A 20,049-nucleotide genomic window follows, 5' to 3' on the forward strand; every position below is an offset into this window, starting at 1 on the left:
CGCGCCAGCCGCCTGCGTAGCATCCGCGCCATGAGACTGACTCAAGGATTGCTCCGGTTCCCGCTGACCGGGCTGCTGTGCCTGAGTACGGCCGCCTTCGCGGAGAGCCAGCTCAGCGTGCGTGTCACCCCCGCCAACAGTGCCCTGAAGGCCAACATCGAGGCCTACGTGGGTAGCCTGGGCGAGCGGGACGAGGCGGCATTGCAGCGTTTTCGCCGCAACGCCGAGGCCCAGGCGGAAAAGGCCGCGCAGGCGCTCGGCTATTTCCAGGCGCAGGTCGACAGCGAGGTCAAGGACGGCAAGCCGCCGAAGCTGACGCTCAAGGTCACGCCCGGCGAGCCGGTGCGCCTGCGCCAGGTGAATATTCAGGTGCTCGGCGAGGCCGCCAGCCTGGAGAGCTTCCGCTTGCCGTCGGGCAAGCAGCTGAAACCGGGCGCGAAGCTGAACCAGGGCGTCTACGAGGACGCCAAGCGGCTGATCCAGAACCAGGCCTCGCGCTACGGCTTCTTCCAGGGCCGCTTCACCACCCAGCGCCTGAGCATCGATCCGCGCGCCGGCATCGCCGATATCGACCTGGTCTACGACAGCGGCCAGCGCTACACCTTCGGCAAGGTCCGCTTCGATGGCGACTCCATCATCGACGAAGAACTGTTGCGGCGCATGGTGCCGTTCAAGGCCGGCCAACCCTACGACTCCGAACTGATCGCCGAGCTCAACCAGAACCTGCAATCCAGCGGCTACTTCGAGGGCGTGCGGGTCGACGCCGCACCGACCCAGGCGCAGGCCGACGGCGCTCGCCAGGCGATTCCGGTAGCGGTCCGGCTGGATGCGCGCAAGCCCAGGACCATGGGTGTCGGCCTCGGATTCTCCACCGACGTCGGCGCGCGCGCGCGGTTCAACTGGACCCGCCACTGGGTCAACGCCGAAGGGCACAGCCTGGGCTTCGAGTCGGAAATTTCCGCGCCCCGGCAGAACGTCGGCGCCTGGTACGAGATCCCCCTCGATCCACCACTCACCGACAAGCTGCGCTTCACCAGCGGCTACCAGTTCGAAGACCTGGTCGACACCGAGAGCAAGCTGCTGACCCTCGGCGGCGAATGGCACAGCAAGCGCCCCGATGGCTGGCAGCGGGTAGTCTCGCTGAACTGGATGCGCGAGGAATACAAGCTCGGTGATGATTCCGGCCTGAGCAGCTTCCTCATGCCCGGGATCGGCTACTCGATCCTGGAGACCGACAACAAGGTCGACCCCAGCCATGGCTACCGCCTGCAATTCAACGTCAAGGGCGCGAAGGAGGGCTTCCTGGCCGACGCCGACGTGGTGCACGTCGACGCCATGGCCAAGGGCCTGACCAGCTTCGCCGGCGGCCATCGCCTGCTCGGCCGCCTGCAGGTAGGCGGGATCGCCACCAACGACTACAAGTCGATCCCGCCCTCGCTGCGCTTCTTCGCCGGCGGCGACCAGAGCGTGCGCGGCTACGACTACCGGACGCTGTCGCCGGAGAACTCCGATGGCGACAAGATCGGCGGCCGCTACATGATCGCCGGCAGTGTCGAGTATCAATATCCGCTGGCCGAGCGCTGGCGCCTGGCGACCTTCGTCGACCAGGGCAACGCCTTCAACTCGCTGGATTTCCCCTCGATCAAGACCGGGGTCGGCTTCGGCGTGCGCTGGGTCTCGCCGGTCGGCCCGTTGCGCCTCGACCTGGCCCACGCGCTCGACGACGACGGCGGTTTCCGCCTGCACTTCTCCATGGGGCCCGAACTGTGAAGGCGCTGAAGATCATCCTGCTGGCCGTGTTCGGCCTGCTTGTCCTGCTGCTCCTGGGGCTCGTCGCGCTGCTCGGCACCCAGGCCGGCAGTGCCTGGCTGCTCGATCGGGTGCCGGGCCTGCAGGTTGCCGGCTTCGACGGACGCCTTGGCGGCGCCTGGCGGGCGGAGCGTCTGTCCTGGGCGCAGGACGGCACGCAGCTGGTCCTCGAGCGGCCGGCGCTGGACTGGTCGCCGGGTTGCCTGGCGAGCCTGCGCCTGTGCCTGAAGCAAGTGGCGGCGGAACGGGTCGAACTGATCCTGCCGCCGAGCGACGACGGCGCCCCCAGCGGGCCGGTCGAACTGCCGACACTGCAGCTGCCGCTGAGCGTCGAACTCGGCGAGGTGGCGATCGGCAGCTTCCTGCTGGATGGCAACGAGCAGGTCGCCGACCTCGACCTGAGCGCACGCTGGCTGGCCGACGGGCTGCACATCGATGCGCTGAAGGCGCGCGGCTTCGGCCTCAGCCTGGAACTCAGGGGACGGCTGCAACCGAGCGGCGACTGGCCATTGCAGGCCGAAGCCGCGGTCGGCCTGCCCGCTCCCGAAGGCAAGCCATGGAACCTGGCCGTCCAGGTCGGCGGTGAACTGCAGAAGGCGTTGACCCTGAAAGGCCGCAGCAGCGGTTACCTGGACGGCAGCCTGGAAGGGCAATTGCAGGCGCTGGCGGAAAACCTGCCGGCACGATTGCTGATTCGCGCCGACGGTTTCAAGGGCGCGGCCGGGCTACCGGATACCTTGACCCTGAATGCCATCCAGCTCGATGCCGGTGGCGATCTCAAGAGCGGTTACCTGATCCGCGGTGGCGCGAGCCTGCCGGGCGAGGGCGGGGCGGTGGCGTTGAGCCTGGACGGACGGGTCGACGCCCGGGGCGCGGACATCCGCCAGCTGCGCCTGGACGCTGGCGGCGAGCAGCGCCTGGACCTGGTCGGACGTCTGGACTGGCGCGAAAGTCTGGCCGCCGACGCGACCCTGGACTGGCAGGACTTCCCCTGGCTGCGCCTGTATCCGCTGGCGGAGCCGCCACCGGTGACGCTGAAGACCTTCAAGGCGGAAGTGCATTACCAGGACCAGCGCTACCTGGGCAATTTCAGCGCGGCGGCGAGCGGCCCGGCGGGCGACTTCACGCTGGCCAGCCCGGTGTCCGGCGATCTCGTCCAGCTCAACCTGCCGTCGTTGCAGCTACGGGCCGGGCAAGGCCAGGCCGAGGGGCGGGTGACGCTGCGTTTCGACAATGGCGTGGGTTGGGATACCGCCCTGCAACTCAGCGAACTGAATCCGGCGTACTGGGTCGCCGAGCTGCCAGGCTCATTGGCCGGTCCCTTGCGCAGCCGGGGAAGTTTTCGCGACGAGCGACTGGCGCTGGGCGTGGATCTCGACGTCAAGGGCCGCCTGCGCGGCCAGCCGGCGCTGTTCCAGGCGCGCGCCGAAGGCGAGGGGCAGCGCTGGACGCTGGCCAACCTCGACCTGCGCCTGGGCGACAACAAGGTGCAGGGCAGCGGGGGGCTCGACCAGCGCCTGCACGGCCGCCTGGACATCGCCCTGAACCGTCTCGGCCAGCTTTGGCCGCAACTCTTCGGTCGTCTCGACGGGCGGCTCGACCTGGCTGGCAGCCTCGCGGCGCCGCAAGGCAGGCTGAGCCTCAAGGGACAGCAGATCGCCTACGCCGAGCAGCGCATCGCCGGCCTCGACCTACAGGCGAACCTCGATGCCCGGCAGAACGGCACCCTGGCGCTGGTCGCTTCCGGCCTGCGCAGCGGCGAAACCGACCTCGGCCTGTTCAAGGCCAATGCCCGCGGCGACCAACGCCGCCAGCAACTGGAGCTGGACCTGCAAGGCACCTTGCTCAAGCTCGGCCTGGCCTTCGACGGGCAACTGGAGCACGGCAACTGGCGCGGTCGCCTGGCACGCGGCGCATTGAGCAGCGGTGGCCAGGACTGGAGGCTACAGCAGCCGGCGCGCCTGGAGCGGTTGGCCGACGGCAGGGTCGATTTCGGCGCACATTGCTGGGTATCCGGCGCCGCCAGCCTGTGCGGCGGCGAGCAGCGCCTGCTGCCCGAGCCGCGGCTGCGCTACACCCTGCGCGACTTCCCGCTGGACAGCCTGAAGCAATGGTTCCCCGAGGATTTCGCCTGGCAGGGCAAGCTGAACGGCGACCTGCAACTGGACGTTCCGGCACGCGGCCCGAGCGGCGTGGTCAGCCTGGACGCCGGCAGCGGTACGCTGCGCCTGCGCGACCAGGGCCAGTGGGTCGACGTCGGCTACGACAGCCTGCGCCTGGAGAGCCGGCTGGCGCCGAGCCGCGTCGATACCTCCCTCCACTTCCGCGGACCGAAGCTCGGCGAGCTGCGGGTGCAGGCGCAGATCGACCCGCGCCCGGCGAGCAAGCCGCTGAGCGGCGAATTCAGCCTGGCCGGCCTCGACCTGTCGGTGGCGCGACCGTTCGTGCCGATGGTGGAGAAACTGCAAGGCAAGCTGAACGGCAGCGGCCGGCTGTCCGGTGGCCTGCTGGCGCCGCGGGTCGACGGCCGGGTGACGCTGAGCGACGGCGACATCGGCGGCGGCGAGCTGCCGACCAGCTTCGAGAACCTTTCCCTCGACGCCCGCATCGCCGGCGAAAGCCTGGAACTCGGTGGCGGCTGGCGCAGCGGCAGGTATGGCCAGGGCAGCCTGTCCGGCAACCTGAGCTGGGGCGAGGCGCTGAACGTCGCCCTGAACATCCGCGGTAGCCGCCTGCCGGTGGTGGTCGATCCGTATGCGCAACTCGAAGTGAAACCGGACCTGAAGATCGGCATGGCCGGCCAGGAGCTGGCGATCTCCGGCAAGGTCCTGGTGCCGCGCGGCGACATCACCATCCGCCAGTTGCCGCCGTCGACGGTCAAGGTCTCCGACGACGCGGTGATCGTCGGCTCCGAACAGCCCGAGCAGCAGCCGCTGAAGATGAAGATGGACATCGATGTCGAGGTCGGCCAGGACAAGCTGGCGTTCTCCGGCTTCGGCCTCAGCGCCGAGCTGGCTGGCCACCTGCACATCGGCGACAACCTGGATACCCGTGGCGAGCTGAACCTGAACAAGGGACGCTATCGCGCCTACGGCCAGCGCCTGACGATCCGCAGGGCGCGGCTGTTCTTCGCCGGACCGATCGACCAGCCGTACCTGGACATCGAGGCGATCCGCCGGGTCGACGACGTGGTTGCCGGCCTGCGCCTGACCGGCAGCGCCGAGCAGCCGACCAGCGCGGTATTCTCCGAACCGGCGATGAGCCAGGAGCAGGCGCTGTCCTACCTGGTGCTGGGACGGCCGATGAGCACCGGCGAAGACAGCAACATGCTCGGCGAGGCGGCCCTGGCCCTGGGCCTGGCCGGCAGCGCGCCGCTCACCGGGGAAATCGCCAGGCAACTCGGCATCCAGGACTTCCAGCTGGACACCGAGGGCACCGGCAACAGCACCAGCGTGGTCGCCAGTGGGAATATCACCGACAAGCTCAGCCTGCGCTATGGTGTTGGAGTGTTCGAACCGGCAAATACCATCGCCTTGCGCTACCAGTTGACCAAACGCCTCTATCTCGAAGCGGCGAGCGGCCTGGCCAGTTCGCTGGACCTGTTCTTCAAGCGGGATTTCTGACGGATGCGCTGATACGGACCATGCGTAACGCATAAAAGTGTGTCACTTTTAGCGGCGCATCGACGTCGTAGAATGGAGCGGGCGCCGACCGCCGCAGGTCGGGACCCGCAGCAACTCGGCACAAGGACTGGCTGACATGATTTCCGTGTATCAACTCAAACCGCGCTTCCAGAATCTTCTCCGCCCCGGCGTGCAGCGTCTCTACCAGCGCGGCATCAGTGCCAACCAGGTGACCCTGGCGGCCTGCCTGCTGTCGCTGCTGGTCGGCGCGCTGGTCGCCGGTTTCGCCAAGCATCTCTGGCTGTTCGCCCTCGTTCCACTGTGGATGTTCCTGCGCATGGCGCTGAACGCGGTGGACGGCATGCTTGCCCGCGAGTTCGGACAGAAATCCGACCTGGGCGCCTACCTCAACGAACTCACCGACGTGATCGCCGACAGCGGCCTGTACCTGCCGTTCGCCCTGTTGCCGGGAGTCAACCCGCTGTGGGTGGTTCTGGTGGTGCTGCTGGCGGTGATCAGCGAGTATGCCGGCGCGCTGGGCACCATGGTCGGCGCCTCGCGCCGCTACGACGGGCCGATGGGCAAGAGCGATCGGGCGCTGTGTTTCGGCGTGATCGGCGCCGGGGTGGCCAGCGGCCTGTTGCCGCTGGCCTGGATCGACTGGCTGATGTTGCTGATCGCGGCCCTGTTGCTGCTGACCATCGGCAACCGTGTGCGCCAGGGCCTGGCCGAGCTGGCCGCGGGTCGGCCGGGCAGCGACGGGCAGGCCTGAGAGGGAACGGGCGAACGCCATGGAGGTGGGCGCCCGCAGGAAGCAACCCCGCCGGGCTCCGGCAGGGGCAACGACATAGGGACATCACATGCGCGACGTACAGGAATTGCGTTTCACCACCCACGATGGCGTAGAACTCTTCTACCGCCACTGGCCGGCCAGCCGCCCGGCGCCGGACGGCACGCGCCAGGCCGTGCTGCTGTTCCACCGCGGCCACGAGCACTCCGGGCGGATCGCCCACCTGGTCGACGAACTCGACCTGCCGGAACACGACTTCTTCGCCTGGGACGCCCGTGGCCATGGGCTTTCGCCCGGGGCCCGCGGCGACAGTCCGAGCTTCGCCACCAGCGTGCGCGACGTACAGACCTTCGTCGACCATATCCAGTCCGCCCACGGCATCGCCGAAGAGCGGATGGCGGTAGTGGCGCAGAGCGTCGGCGCGGTGCTGGTCTCCACCTGGGCCCACGACTACGCGCCCAAGGTGCGCGCCCTGGTGTTGGCCTCGCCGGCGTTCCAGGTCAAGCTCTACGTGCCGTTCGCCCGCAGCGGGCTGAAGCTGATGCGCCTGTGGCGCGGCAACTTTTTCGTCAACAGCTATGTCAAGGCACGCTTCCTCAGTCACGATCCGCAGCGGATCGCCTCCTACGACAGCGACCCGCTGATCGCCAAGGCGATCTCGGTGAACGTCCTGCTCGGCCTCTACGAAGCTGCCGAGCGGGTGGTGGCCGACGCCCAGGCGATCCAGATTCCCACCCAACTGCTGATTTCCGGGGCCGACTTCGTCGTCCATCGCGGGCCGCAGGAGCGTTTCTTCGAGCGTCTCGGCAGCCTGCGCAAGGAAAAGCACATCCTGCCCGGCTTCTTCCACGACACCCTTGGCGAGCGCGATCGTCACCTGGCCGTCGCCCGCGCCCGGCGCTTCCTCCTCGAGGCATTCGCCACGGCACCCGAACGACCGAGCCTGCTCGACGCCGACCGCCTGGGCCATACCTGCGCCGAGGCCGAGGCGCTGGCCGCGCCGTTGCCGAAGAACTCGCCGCGCGATCTCTACTGGCGCGCCACCCGTGCCGGCCTGCGCCTGGGCAGCCTGTGGTCGGACGGGGTCAAGCTGGGCTTCGACACCGGCTTCGATTCCGGCAGCACCCTCGACTACGTCTACCGCAACCAGCCCACCGGCGCCGGCCCGCTGGGTCGCCTGATCGACCGCAACTACCTGGACTCCATCGGCTGGCGCGGCATCCGCCAGCGCAAGCTGCACGTCGAGGAACTCCTGCGCCTGGCCATGCAGCGGTTGCGCGAGGAGCAGCGCGAGGTGCGCATCGTCGACATCGCCGCCGGCCATGGCCGCTACATCCTCGAAGCCCTGCAAGGCGTCGAGCCGCTGCCGGAAAGCATCCTCCTGCGCGACTACAGCGAGATCAACGTGCGTGACGGCAGCGCCCTGATCGAAAGCAAGGGCCTCGCCGGCATAGCCCGCTTCGTCAAGGGCGACGCCTTCGATCGCGCCGACCTGGCGGCGCTGCAACCGAAACCGAGCCTCGGGGTGGTTTCCGGGCTCTACGAGCTGTTCGCCGACAACCGCATGGTCGGCGACTCCCTCGCCGGCCTCGGCGAGGCGCTGGAGGAGGGTGGCTACCTGGTCTACACCGGACAGCCCTGGCACCCGCAGCTGGAGCTGATCGCCCGTGCGCTGACCAGCCACCGCCAGGGCCAGGCCTGGGTGATGCGGCGCCGCACCCAGGCGGAAATGGACCAGCTGGTGGCCGCCGCCGGCTTCCGCAAGATCACCCAGCGGGTCGACCAGTGGGGCATCTTCAGCGTATCGCTGGCACAGAAGGTCGCCCGCTGATGGCGCCGCGCGAGCCGGGGGTACTGAAGCGGGCGGTGCTCTGGCTGCTGTTCCTCGGCCCGTTCTTCTTCGCCAGCTATGGCCTGGCCAACTGGTTGACCAGTCAGCGCGGCGACGTCGGCAGCCTGGTCTTCGACTGGGAACGCGGGATGCCGCTGTGGCCCTGGACCATCCTGCCGTACTGGTCGATCGACCTGCTCTACGGCCTGTCGCTGTTGCTGCCGCGGGACAAGCGCGAGCTGGACACCCACTGCCTGCGCCTGCTCAGCGCCCAGGTGCTGTCGGTGAGCTGCTTCCTGCTGTTCCCCCTGCGCTTCACCTTCGAACGGCCGGAACTGGGCGGTGTGTTCGGCTGGCTGTTCGACGTGCTGATGGGGTTCGACAAACCGTTCAACCAGGCACCGTCGCTGCACATCGCCCTGCTGGTAGTGCTCTGGGTCTGCTACGCGCGCTACGCCAGCGGCGCCTGGCGCTGGCTGCTGCATGGCTGGTTCGCGCTGATCGGGCTGTCGGTGCTGACCACCTGGCAGCACCATTTCATCGATGTGCCCACCGGCGCGCTGGCCGGCTGGCTGTGCGTGTGGCTGTGGCCGCAGGCGCAGCCCGCGCCCTTCGCCCGCGCCAGCCTGAGCCGCGACCGGCAACGGCGGCGGCTGGCTGCTCGCTACGGCCTCGGCGCGCTGGCCTGCGCCGCCGTCGCCTTCGCGCTTGGCGGTGCGGCGCTGTGGCTGTGCTGGCCGGCGTTGGCCCTGGCGCTGGTGGCGCTGAACTACCTGCTGTTCGGCGCCGCCGGCTTCCAGAAGGGCCGCGACGGGCGCCTGAGCGCCGCCGCGCGCTGGCTGCTGGCGCCGTACCTGTTCGCCGCGCGGATCAACGCCTGGCTCTGGACCTGTCGTCGCCCGCAGCCGGACGAGGTGCTACCGGGTCTCTGGCTGGGGCGCCTGCCGTCGTCCGCGGAACTGGCCGACGGCCGCTTCCGCGCATTGCTCGACGCTACCGCCGAGCTTTCCTGCCAACCGCAGGGGCTGGCCTATCGCAACCTGCCATTGCTCGACCTGGTCGCGCCGGACGTCGAGGACTGCCGGCGCGCCGCCGCGCTGATCGACGAACTGCTGGCGCAAGGGCCGCTGCTGGTGGCCTGTGCCCTGGGCTATTCGCGCAGCGCCACGCTGGTCGCCGCCTGGCTGTTGCTCAGCGGTCGCGCGGCGGACGTCGATTCGGCCGTGGCCGTGTTGCGCCGGGCGCGCCCGCAGGTGGTGCTGGGCGAAGCCCAGCGGCGGACCCTGGTGGCGCTGAGCGGGGCCGCGCCGGAGCCAGCGGCGGAACTGGGCGAGGTGCGCCATGCCTGAGCAATCCCTGGCCTTGGTGGCGGCGCTGCTGCGCCGTGGCCGCGAACTCGACCGCCTGTCCGCCGCGCTGACCCTGCTGGCCATCGGCCTGGGCCTGTACCAGTCGCTGCAGGGGAGCGGCTGGCGCTACTTCGCTCCGCTCATGCTGGTCGTCGCCATGCTCGGCCTGTGGCAGAAATACTGGGCGCTGCGGGTAGCCCTGGATGCCGAATTGTTCGAGCGCTTCAGCCGCGCCGGCGCCGCGCTGGAGGCGCAGACCCGCGAGCTGGACCAGGCCCTGGTCGGCCTCGGCCTGGCCCGCGTGGACGCCGCCGGGCGTAGCTGGAAGCAGCGCAGCGAGGGTGCGTTGCGCCTGCTGCGCTGGCAGGCCGTGGCCTGTGCCGTCCAGTTCCTGCTGGCCCTGGCGTGCCTGTTGTCGATCCCTCTACTCAACGCTCAAACCTGAAGAGTCTTCCCATGCTCGAATCTGTCGTCGCCTATGGCATCATCGCCGGCGCCCGCGCCATCACCGGCTTGCGCAGCCTCTGGCTGGGCACCACGCCGATTCCCAAGCAGCGTATCTACTACGCCAACCACAGCAGCCACGGTGACTTCGTCCTGCTCTGGGCCTCGTTGCCGCCGGAGGTGCGCCGACGTACCCGGCCGGTGGCCGGCGCCGACTACTGGAACAAGCCCGGCCTGCGCAGCTACGTGATCAACAGGGTATTCAACGGCGTGCTCATCGATCGCCAGCGCGGCGACGCCAACGCCAACCCGCTGGAGCCCCTCGACCGGGCCCTGGATGGCGGCGACTCGCTGATCCTCTTCCCCGAAGGCACCCGCAACCTGGACGACGAGGTGAAGCTGCTGCCGTTCAAGAGTGGCATCTACCACCTGTCCCTGGCCCACCCCGACGTGGAACTGGTGCCGGTGTGGCTGGCCAACCTCAACCGGGTCATGCCCAAGGGGCGCATGCTGCCGTTGCCGCTGCTCTGTACCCTGAGCTTCGGCAAGCCGCTGGTGGCCACGGCGAAAGAGGGCAAGGAGGCGTTCCTCGAGCGGGCGCGCAATGCCTTGCTGGACCTGGCGCCGGAAGAGGAGGCCTGAGATGAACGAACAGACCTGGATGCTCTTCGGCGGTATCGGCGCGCTACTGGTGCTGGCCTCGCTGGCCGGCTTCGTCCTCAAGTGGCGCGCCGGCCCCGGGCCGAACGCGGTGATCGACAACCTCAACGCGCGGATCAACGCCTGGTGGGCGATGGTCCTGGTGATCGGTTTCGCCTTCTGGCTCGGCCAGGCGGCGGTGATCCTGCTGTTCTACGGCGTGTCGTTCTACGCCCTGCGCGAGTTCATCACCCTCACCCCGACCCGGCGCAGCGACTATCCGGCGCTGGTAGCGGCGTTCTACTTCGTGCTGCCGATGCAGTACCTGCTGATCTACATCGACTGGTACAGCATGTTCTCGATCTTCATCCCGGTGTACGTGTTCCTGCTGTTGCCGATCCTCGCCTCGCTGGGCGGCGACACCAAGCACTTCCTCGAGCGCGCCTCGAAAGTGCAGTGGGGCCTGATGCTGGCGGTATTCTGCATCTCCTTCGTGCCGGCCCTGCTGACCCTCGACATCCCCGGTTTCGAAGGACGCAACCTGCTGCTGATCGCCTACCTGGTGATCGTCGTGCAGCTCTCCGACGTGATGCAGTACATCTGCGGCAAGCTGCTGGGCAAGCGCAAGATCGCCCCCAACCTCTCGCCGTCGAAGACCGTCGAGGGCTTCGTCGGCGGCATCGCCCTGGCCACCGCCATCGGCGCCTCGCTGTGGTGGATCACCCCGTTCAACCTCTGGCAGGCGGCGCTGATCGCGTTGCTGATCAACCTGCTGGGCTTCTTCGGCGGCCTGGTGATGTCGGCGATCAAGCGCGACCGCGGGGTCAAGGACTGGGGCCACATGATCGAAGGCCATGGCGGCATGCTCGACCGCCTGGACTCGGTGTGCTTCGCCGCGCCGATCTTCTTCCACGTGGTGCGCTACTGGTGGACGCCCTGAAGTTCGCCTGGCGCCGAGGGGAGCGGGGCGGCTGCCGATGGCGGCCGCCCCGTCGTCGTTTTCCCGCCGTGTAGGCAGCCAGAAAATTGCGAGCGATAGAGACCCGTAGGGCGGATACCGCCACAGGCGGTATCCGCCGAAACCCCGGATAAGCGGCGGATAACCGCAAGCGGTGATTCGCCCTACAACCAGGCTCCGGCATACGGGGACGTGACCGCAGCTTCACTGTCTCAGAGATTGACCAGGCGCATGCCTTCCTCGCTATAGCGATTGCCGGCGACCGCCTCGGTGGGGAAGATCGCATCCAGTTCGGCCAGTTCCGCCGCGCTCAGGCGCAGTTCCGCCGCGGCGACGTTCTCTTCCAGGTAGCGCCGCTGCTTGGTGCCGGGAATCGGGATCAGCTCATCGCCCTGCGCCAGCACCCAGGCCAGCGCCAGCTGCGAGGGTTTCACGCCCTTGGCCGCGGCCAGTTCGCCGACCTTGTCCACCAGCTTCAGGTTCTTCGCGAAGTTCTCGCCCTGGAAGCGCGGACTGAAGCGACGGTAGTCGTCGGCGGCAAAGTCTTCCGGACTTTTCAGTGTGCCGGTGAGGAAACCGCGACCGAGCGGGCTGTAGGGAACGAAGGCGATGCCCAGGCGGCGACAGGCGGCGAGCACTTCGGTGTCTTCCGGATCGCGGGTCCACAGCGAGTATTCGCTTTGCAGCGCGCTGACCGGATGCACCTTGTGGGCGCGCTCGAGGGTTGCCGCCGAGGCTTCGCTGAGGCCGATATGGCGTATCTTGCCGGCCCGCACCAGTTCGGCGAGGGCGCCGACGCTCTCTTCGATGGGCACCTGCGGATCCATGCGGTGTTGGTAGTACAGGTCCAGATGGTCGGTGCCGAGGCGTTTCAGGCTGCCCTCGATGGACTTGCGGATATGCGCCGGGCTGCCGTCGACGCCGCGTGCCGCCGGGTTGGCCGGGTCGCGGACGATGCCGAACTTGCTGGCCAGGAATATCTGTTCGCGCTTGCCGCGCAGGGCCTCGCCGAGCAGTTCCTCGTTGCTGTACGGACCGTACATGTCGGCGGTGTCGAAGAAATTCAGCCCCAGCTCCAGGGCGCGGTGCAGGGTGGCGATGGCTTCCCGGCGGTCGCCGCCGGTGGTGTAGAAGTCGGTCATGCCCATGCAGCCGAGGCCGATGGCGGAGACGCAGGGACCGTTGCGGCCGAGTCGACGGGTTTTCATCTGGCGTGCCTCGTGGAAGGAAAAGAAAACGCCGTCATTCTTGGTCCTGGATTGAACTGGATAAAGCCCATGGTTGCGGTTTTACTATTCGTATTTTCCAAATAATCGAGGGGTCCCGATGGATCGTTTCCAGGCCATGCAGGTCTTCACCCGGATCGTCGAACTGGGTGCCTTCGGCAAGGCCGCGGACAGCCTGGAGTTGCCGCGCGCCAGCGTGACCCAGGCGATCCAGCAACTGGAGGCGCACCTCGGCGTGCAGTTGCTGCAGCGCACCACCCGGCAGGTCAGCCTGACCCTCGACGGCCAGGCCTACTACGAGCGGTGCGTGCGCCTGCTGGCGGACCTCGAAGAGGCGGAAAGCTGCTTTCCCCGCGTCCTCGGCAATCCGCGCGGGCGCTTGCGCGTGGATCTGCCGGGCGCGCTGGGGCGGATGCGGGTGATTCCCTTCCTGCCGGAGTTCTGCGAGCGCTACCCGGAGCTGGAACTGCAGTTGAGCAGCAACGATCGCCAGGTCGACCTGTTGCGCGAGGGGGTGGACTGCGTGTTGCGGGTCGGCGAACTGCACGACTCCAGCCTGGTCGGCCGGCACCTGATCGACCTGCCGCAGGTGACCTGTGCCAGCGATGCCTACCTGCGCCGCCATGGCGTCCCCATGCGGCTCGACGAGCTCGCCGGGCACCTCGCGGTGAACTTCCAGTCGCCGTCCAGCGGGCGCACCTTCGACTTCGAGTTCCGCGTCGACGGACGCCTGCGCACGCTGCCGATGCGCAGCCGGGTCAGTGTCAACAACGCTGATGCCTACGTCGCGGCGTGCCGGGCCGGCCTGGGGCTGATCCAGGCGCCGCGTTATCACGTCGAGCCCGGGTTGGCCGACGGCAGCCTCCGCGAGGTCCTCGGCGAATGGCTGCCGCCGACGCTGCCGCTGCACGTCCTGTATCCCTCGCAGCGCCAGCTTTCGCCGCGGGTGCGGGTGCTGGTCGACTGGCTGGTGGAACTCTTCGGTCGCCAGCCGGCCGACGAGGCGCAATGAGACGCGGGTTTTGCGCACGAAGATTTTTCTCGATTTCAGCCGGAAAACCTCGATAGGATCGGCAGCCTTGGCCTGTCGCGCCGGGATATCCGTCCGCTTTGCGGATGTGCGTCGCCGGTGGGCCGCAATCATTCGAACAAGAAGAAGGATCGCTGATGGAAAGCTTGCAGAAATGGGTGGTCGACCTGAACGGCTTGGTCTGGGGGCCGTTGATGCTGGTGCTGATTCTCGGCACCGGCCTTTACCTGATGCTGGGCCTGAAGTTCATGCCCCTGGTGCGCCTGGGCGTCGGTTTTCGCCTGCTCTGGCAGGGGCGCAGCAAGGATGACGAGAGCAGCGGCGAGATCAGCCCGTTCCAGGCGCTGATGACCTGCCTGGCGGCCACCGTCGGCACCGGCAACATCGCCGGGGTGGCCACGGCGATCTTCCTCGGCGGTCCGGGCGCGCTGTTCTGGATGTGGTGCACGGCGCTGGTGGGGATGGCCACCAAGTTCTCTGAAGTAGTGCTGGCGGTGCACTACCGCGAGAAGGATGAGCGCAACGAACACGTCGGCGGTCCGATGTATGCCATCAAGAACGGTCTCGGCAAGCGCTGGGCCTGGCTCGGCGCGGCCTTCGCCCTGTTCGGCGGGCTCGCCGGCTTCGGCATCGGCAACATGGTCCAGGTCAACAGCATGGCCGATGCCCTGGAGGTCTCCTTCGGCGTGCCGGACTGGGCCACCGGGGTCGCCACCATGATCGTCACCGGGCTGGTGATTCTCGGCGGCATCCGCCGCATCGGCAAGGTCGCCGAGGCGCTGGTGCCGTTCATGTGCGTCGGCTACATCGTCGCCTCGGTGATCGTCCTGGTGGTCCATGCCGAGGCGATCCCCGGTGCGTTCCAGCTGATCTTCACCCACGCCTTCACGCCGATCGCCGCCACCGGCGGCTTCGCCGGCGCGGCGGTGATGGCGGCGATCCGCTTCGGCGTCGCCCGCGGGATCTTCTCCAACGAGGCCGGCCTCGGCACCGCCGGCATCGCCCAGGCCGCCGGCACCACGCATAGCGCGGTGCGTTCCGGCCTGATCGGGATGCTCGGGACCTTCATTGACACCCTGGTCATCTGCAGCCTGACCGGCCTGGCGATCATCACCTCGGGCGTCTGGACCAGCGGCGCCAGCGGCGCGGCGCTGTCCTCGGCGGCGTTCGAGGCGGCGATGCCGGGCGTCGGTCACTACATCCTGTCGCTGGCCCTGGTGGTGTTCGCCTACACCACCATCCTCGGCTGGAGCTACTACGGCGAGCGCTGCTGGGAATACCTGGCGGGGACCCGCTCGATCCTGCCGTTCCGCATCGTCTGGACCCTGGCGATTCCGTTCGGTGCCATGACCCAGCTGGACTTCGCCTGGCTGGTGGCGGACACCCTCAACGCGCTGATGGCGATTCCCAACCTGATCGCGTTGCTGCTGCTCAGCCCGGTGGTATTCCGCCTGACCAAGGAGTACTTCGCCAGGTCCTGACCGCGTGGTCGCGGCGACGCTCAAACCCGAGGTTTTCGCTCGGGTAAACCGTGTTAGCATCGTCGCCGGCCCCGAATGCTTCCGCCACCGGCCTTGCGGCGGGTGGCCTCTCACCGACCAAGAAGGAACAACGCAATGGCTCAAGTGACTCTCAAGGGCAACCCGGTCAACGTCGACGGCCAGCTTCCGCAGAAAGGCGCCCAGGCTCCGGCCTTCAGCCTGGTCAGCGGCGACCTCGCCGACGTGACCCTGGAAAACTTCGCCGGCAAGCGCAAGGTGCTGAACATCTTCCCCAGCGTCGACACTCCGACCTGCGCCACCTCGGTCCGCAAGTTCAACGTCGAGGCCGGCAAGCTGGCCAATACCGTGGTGCTGTGCATCTCCGCCGACCTGCCGTTCGCGCAGAAGCGCTTCTGCGGCGCCGAGGGCCTGGAGAACGTGGTCAACCTGTCGACCCTGCGTGGCCGCGAGTTCCTCGAGAACTATGGCGTGGCCATCGCCAGCGGCCCGCTGGCCGGCCTGGCCGCGCGCGCCGTGGTGGTGCTCGACGAGCAGGACAAGGTGCTGCACAGCGAGCTGGTCGGCGAGATCGCCGACGAGCCGAACTACGCGGCGGCCCTGGCGGTTCTCTGAGCCCCACGGCCAACCCGCTTCGTCCCATGACCGTCAGCCTGGCTGGCTGGTAACGGGCGAACCCGAATCCCTTGGCCGCTCGCCTAGGGTCATGAGCAGGGCGGATAATCGCGGCGCGGTCATCCGCCCTGCGTCGCAGAGACGCAGCGCTAGCGCGCGGCCACCTGGTGGCGCCGGCTGACGCTGGCGAAGGCGCTCTGGAACGCCCGCATCTCTTCCTCGCTACCGACCGTCACGCGCACCCAGTTGGGCCAGGCGGCCCACGGACGTCCTACATACACCCGCTGCTTTTCCAGCTCGGCGATGACCATCTCGGCGGGGCGGCGCATATCCACCATGAAGCAATTGGACTGCGAGGCGGTGCAGCGGAACCCCTGCTGGCGCAGCCAGGCGATGGTGCGCTCGCGGATCTCCGCGTTCTGCCGCTTGCGCCGTGGCACCAGTTCGCCCTCGCGCAGGCTTTCCAGGCCGGCGTGGGCGGTGGGCGAGGGCACCACGTTGTGGCCGCCGAAGCGCTCCAGCCGGGCCAGCAGTTCGGGATGTCCGATCGCCAGGCCTAGCCGGGCACCGGCCATGCCGTAGAGCTTGGAGAAGGTGCGCAGGACCAGCAGGTCCTTGCGCCGGGCGGCCAGGCCGATGACGCTCGGCGCATCGGAAAAATGGATGTAGGCCTCGTCGACCAGTACCACGCTGTGCGCCGGCTTGCGCTCGATGGCCTGGACGATCCGCTCGTGCGGGGTGAGGGTGCCGGTCGGGTTGTTCGGATTGCAGATGTAGATCAGTCCGGCATCCTGCTGCGCCGCGGCGAGCATGCGTTCGATATCGTGGCTCGCCTCGCCGTCCAGGGCCACCGCATGCACCTGCGCTTCCTGGGCCTGTGCGGCGCTGGCCACCGAGTCATAGGAAGGATCGGCCATGACCAGGCTGCGCGCCTTGCCGGTGAACGCCGCGATGGCGTACTGCAGCGGCTGGCGCGAGCCGCAGTAGGCGTGCACGCATTCCGCGGGAACGTCGTTCTGCTTGGCGAACAGGCCGACCAGGGCGTCCTGGGTGTCATAGTCGTAGCGACCGCAGAGCGGGGCAGCCTCCTGCATGGCGGCCCTGGCCCTGGCGGAGGGGCCGTAGGGACTTTCGTTGAAATCCAGAAATATTTCCTGCGGTTCCGCGGCAGTTTTCCTGCCGGTGCCGGCGAACGCCGCCGGACTCAGCAATGCGCTGCTGGAGGCCAGGGCGGTCAGGGTGACGAACGAACGGCGACTCAAAGCGGGCATAGGTTCACCTCCGTGTAGCAAGTAGGTCAGGCGTGCGGGTGGTTCCTCTCGGGCGTGTCTCACCAGAGAGGAGGACGAGGAGGGAACCGCTCCGTTTAGGGTGGCTTGATGATGGCGCCGGGAGGCGGGACGCCCCGGCGTAGAACCGCCGGGGGCCAGGCCTGTTCTCAGAGGGTGAGGGTGAAGCGCCCGGTCAGCGCGCCCGGCAGGTGCATGGAGTCGGTGTGGCGTTCGCCGTAGGTGCTGTTCGACAGGCGCAGCTCGCGCTCATGGCTGAGATCTTCCAGGTGCGCGCCGAGGAAGCTGTACAGGCTGTCATCGAAGCGCATGGTGCTGACCGGCGCCTGGATCTGGCCGTTCTCCACCCAGAAGGTGGCGAAGCGGGTCAGCCCGGTCAGGCGCGCGGCGGGCATGTCCGAGTAGTTCAGGTACCACAGGTTGCCGATGTACAGGCCGGTGTCCAGGGCGGCGAGAATGCGTTCCTGCTCCAGGCTGCCGCCAGCCATGTCCAGCGCGCTCGGCGCTTCGCCGGCGTCGGCGCCATTGGCCTGCAGACCGTACTCGCGGGCGCTGCGCGAACTCACCAGGCGGCCGCCCGGACGGCCGCCGCCGATCAGCTCGACGTCGGCGCGTGGCGAGCCTTCCGCGCTGAACGCCGGTGACGGCGAGCCGGCCGGACGCTCGCCGAGGTTCAGCAGCGGGCTGAGCAGGGCATCGCCGTTGTGCAGGCGTTGCAGCGGGCTTTCCCCGGTGGCCAGGGCGCGCGCGGAGAAACCGCCCCAGCAGAGCATCTGCAGGACTTCCTCGAGTGCCGCCGGTGCCAGGTAGGCGCGGTAGTCGCCGGGCTTCAGCTGGCGCACCGGCTTGCCCAGGTGGCCAAGCTGTTCGCGCGCCTGCTCGAAGCGCCGGGCGAAGCGTTCGCCATCCCAGCGCTGGCCGGCGTAGTCGGCCTTGACCGCCTGGCCGTTGGCGTGGAACAGGCTCCAGTCGAAGTTGAAGCTGCTGCCGGCATGCCAGCCGAACGCCCCCCAGGAGTTGGCGAAGCCGCGGAACAGCGGCCCGGCGGCGTAGATACCGACCAGGTCGAGGTCGCGCGCCTGGCGCTCGATCCCGGCCAGCAGCTCGCCGCTGTCGGGAGGCTCGCCGAGGCTTTCGTCGAGGCGCTGCCAGGGGGTGGTGTCCAGCAGCAGGTAGGGATCGGCGGGAATCCAGGCGAGGCTCCAGCGCAGTTGCCGGAGACCGTCGCCCAGGCGCTGGCGGTCTTCTTCCGGGATGCCGGAGAGGGTCAGGTCGAGGCTCGCCTGGCGCTCGTCGCGGATCAGCCGGAGCAGCGTGGTGGCCTGGCGCACCCGACCGGCCTGGCGTACCCGCGCCCGGTTGAAGCGGATGAACTCGGAGTCCTCGGCGCTGTACCAGAGGGTGAAGTCCTCGCCCTCGGCCAACTGCCGGCGCAGGTCCTCGGCGAGCGCCTCGAAATGCTGCCGCTGTTGCATCAGGTGTCTCCTCCGAATACGTCCACGTCGCTGAACACGCAGGCCGGCGAGGCATGGCCGACGCGGATCATCTGGTTCGGCTCGCCCTTGCCGCAGTAAGGCGTGCCGAGCACCTCGAAGGTGCTGGCGTCGCCCACCGCGCAGAGGTTGCGCCAGAATTGCGCGGAGATGCCCCGGTAGTTGGGGTTCTTCACCACGCCCTTGAGTTCGCCGTCCTCGATCAGCCGGCCCCATTCGCAGCCGAACTGGAACTTGTTGCGCGCGTCGTCGATCGACCAGGAACGGTTGTAGGACATCAGTACCCCGCGCTCGATGCCGCCGACCAGTTGGGCGAGGTTCCTGTCGCCGGGTTCCAGGTTGAGGTTGGCCATGCGGTCGATGGGCGCGCGGTTCCAGCTGCTGGCGCGGCTGTTGGCGACCCCTTCGAGGCCGCTGCGAAACTGCGACAGGGCGCCGCCGAGCGGGCGCAGCAGGCGTCCCTCGCGGATCAGGAATTCCTTGCGCGCCGGGCTGCCGTCGTCGTCCTGGCCATAGCTGGCCAGTTCCTCGGGGATCTGCGGGTCGAAGCTGACGTTGAGCAGGCTGGAACCGTACTGGTAGCGGCCGAAGTCCTCGACCTTGATGAAGCTGGTGCCGGCATAGTTGCGCTCGTCGCCGAGGATGCGGTCGAGTTCCAGCGGGTGGCCGATCGATTCGTGGATCTGCAGGATCATCTGGTCCGGCATCAGCAGCAGGTCGCGGCGGCCATCCGGGGTGTTCGGCGCCGCCAGCAGTTGCAGGGCCTCGTCGGCGATGCGCGGCGCGGCGCCGACCAGGCCGAGGCGATCGATCACCTCGGCGCCGCCCTGCTGGCCGGCGTGATGGCCGCCGAAGCTGCGGGTCTGGCTGTCGTGGCCGTCGTAGGCGGTGACGCTGGCGCCGGGATAGACGAAGCGCTGCTCGTGGTAGTGCTCGGCGCCGGCGCTGTTCAGGTACAGCTGTTCCTGGCGGCTGACTTCGAGGAACACGCTCCAGTTCACCAGGCGCTCGTCGCGCGGCACCCTGGCGGACTCCTCGGCGAGCAGCTCGTAGCACTCGGCGAGGGAGGGGAAGGGCGCGTCCTGGTTCGGTGAGCGGTAGTGCGAGCGGCCACTCGCCGGCGCCAACCCGCGCACGTCGAACAGAGCGTGCCGGGCGATCCGCTCGGCCTGCCGTTCGGCACGCTCCAGGGCGGCTTGCAGGCCGGCGAGGGAAAGGTCGCTGGTGGCGGCGTAGGCCTCCACGCCGTCCAGCCGCACGCAGAGCATGGCGCCACGGTCCTGGCGGAAGTGCGGCGGCTCGCTGACGTTGCGGCGCACCGCGAGGTATTCGCCGCTACGCTGCACATAGCGCAGCGAATGGAACCCGGCGCGGCTGCGGAGCGAAGGCAAAGCGCTGTTTCAGATGATCGATCATCGTCTCGTCCCTGCGAAAACTGGCGGGCGGATGGGGAA

General features: G+C 68.4%; 14 protein-coding genes and 1 pseudogene. 11 read left to right on the forward strand and 4 right to left on the reverse strand.

Annotated features, from left to right (window positions below):
* Positions 1–30: 30 nt before the first annotated feature.
* From B7D75_RS12460 to B7D75_RS12495, 8 genes are all read left to right on the forward strand, one after another.
* Positions 31–1,770, forward strand: coding sequence for an autotransporter assembly complex protein TamA (locus B7D75_RS12460; RefSeq protein ID WP_074197429.1), 1,740 nt, complete (start codon positions 31–33; stop codon positions 1,768–1,770).
* Positions 1,767–5,432, forward strand: coding sequence for a translocation/assembly module TamB domain-containing protein (locus tag B7D75_RS12465; protein WP_107114054.1), 3,666 nt, complete (start codon positions 1,767–1,769; stop codon positions 5,430–5,432). Before B7D75_RS12460 ends, B7D75_RS12465 begins: the two co-directional genes overlap by 4 nt.
* A gap of 136 nt (positions 5,433–5,568) precedes the next feature.
* On the forward strand, positions 5,569–6,204 hold the full coding sequence (locus tag B7D75_RS12470; protein WP_034080450.1) for a CDP-alcohol phosphatidyltransferase family protein: 636 nt from the start codon (positions 5,569–5,571) through the stop codon (positions 6,202–6,204).
* Positions 6,205–6,292: 88 nt separating this feature from the next.
* Complete coding sequence (locus B7D75_RS12475; RefSeq protein WP_034080448.1) at positions 6,293–8,053, forward strand: bifunctional alpha/beta hydrolase/class I SAM-dependent methyltransferase; 1,761 nt, start codon at positions 6,293–6,295, stop codon at positions 8,051–8,053.
* On the forward strand, positions 8,053–9,402 hold the full coding sequence (locus tag B7D75_RS12480) for a phosphatase PAP2/dual specificity phosphatase family protein (RefSeq protein WP_058174211.1): 1,350 nt from the start codon (positions 8,053–8,055) through the stop codon (positions 9,400–9,402). Before B7D75_RS12475 ends, B7D75_RS12480 begins: the two co-directional genes overlap by 1 nt.
* Positions 9,395–9,847 carry a hypothetical protein gene (locus B7D75_RS12485; RefSeq protein ID WP_053817126.1) on the forward strand — a complete coding sequence of 151 codons (453 nt, stop codon included), beginning with the start codon at positions 9,395–9,397 and terminating at the stop codon, positions 9,845–9,847. Before B7D75_RS12480 ends, B7D75_RS12485 begins: the two co-directional genes overlap by 8 nt.
* 11 nt (positions 9,848–9,858) lie before the next feature.
* Complete coding sequence (locus tag B7D75_RS12490) at positions 9,859–10,488, forward strand: lysophospholipid acyltransferase family protein (protein ID WP_107114055.1); 630 nt, start codon at positions 9,859–9,861, stop codon at positions 10,486–10,488.
* 1 nt (position 10,489) lies between these two features.
* Positions 10,490–11,425, forward strand: coding sequence for a phosphatidate cytidylyltransferase (locus tag B7D75_RS12495; RefSeq protein ID WP_012075533.1), 936 nt, complete (start codon positions 10,490–10,492; stop codon positions 11,423–11,425).
* Between the two features lie 230 nt (positions 11,426–11,655).
* Here B7D75_RS12495 and B7D75_RS12500 read toward each other — a convergent pair whose 3' ends face one another.
* Positions 11,656–12,651: an aldo/keto reductase gene (locus B7D75_RS12500; RefSeq protein ID WP_107114056.1), complete on the reverse strand. Its 996-nt coding sequence runs from the start codon at positions 12,649–12,651 to the stop codon at positions 11,656–11,658.
* A gap of 118 nt (positions 12,652–12,769) precedes the next feature.
* Between B7D75_RS12500 and B7D75_RS12505 the strand changes: the two genes are divergently transcribed.
* From B7D75_RS12505 to tpx, 3 genes are all read left to right on the forward strand, one after another.
* Positions 12,770–13,681: a LysR family transcriptional regulator gene (locus tag B7D75_RS12505; protein WP_034080441.1), complete on the forward strand. Its 912-nt coding sequence runs from the start codon at positions 12,770–12,772 to the stop codon at positions 13,679–13,681.
* A 155-nt stretch (positions 13,682–13,836) separates the two neighbouring features.
* Positions 13,837–15,180, forward strand: coding sequence for an alanine/glycine:cation symporter family protein (locus tag B7D75_RS12510; protein WP_034080440.1), 1,344 nt, complete (start codon positions 13,837–13,839; stop codon positions 15,178–15,180).
* 135 nt (positions 15,181–15,315) lie between these two features.
* A complete protein-coding gene (gene tpx / locus B7D75_RS12515) occupies positions 15,316–15,813 on the forward strand; it encodes a thiol peroxidase (RefSeq protein WP_003152652.1) in 498 nt (165 codons plus the stop codon).
* A gap of 149 nt (positions 15,814–15,962) precedes the next feature.
* Here tpx and ptaA read toward each other — a convergent pair whose 3' ends face one another.
* The 3 genes and pseudogenes from ptaA to B7D75_RS12530 form a co-directional block, all read right to left on the reverse strand.
* Positions 15,963–17,084: a pyoverdine biosynthesis transaminase PtaA gene (ptaA, locus tag B7D75_RS12520; protein WP_058174206.1), complete on the reverse strand. Its 1,122-nt coding sequence runs from the start codon at positions 17,082–17,084 to the stop codon at positions 15,963–15,965.
* A 167-nt stretch (positions 17,085–17,251) separates the two neighbouring features.
* Complete coding sequence (locus B7D75_RS12525) at positions 17,252–18,577, reverse strand: TldD/PmbA family protein (protein ID WP_107114057.1); 1,326 nt, start codon at positions 18,575–18,577, stop codon at positions 17,252–17,254.
* Positions 18,577–20,011 (reverse strand): annotated as a pseudogene (locus B7D75_RS12530) (TldD/PmbA family protein). Before B7D75_RS12530 ends, B7D75_RS12525 begins: the two are co-directional and overlap by 1 nt.
* Positions 20,012–20,049: the final 38 nt, after the last annotated feature.

Origin of the sequence: Pseudomonas paraeruginosa (genome assembly GCF_003025345.2) — a bacterium.
GTDB lineage: Bacteria > Pseudomonadota > Gammaproteobacteria > Pseudomonadales > Pseudomonadaceae > Pseudomonas > Pseudomonas paraeruginosa.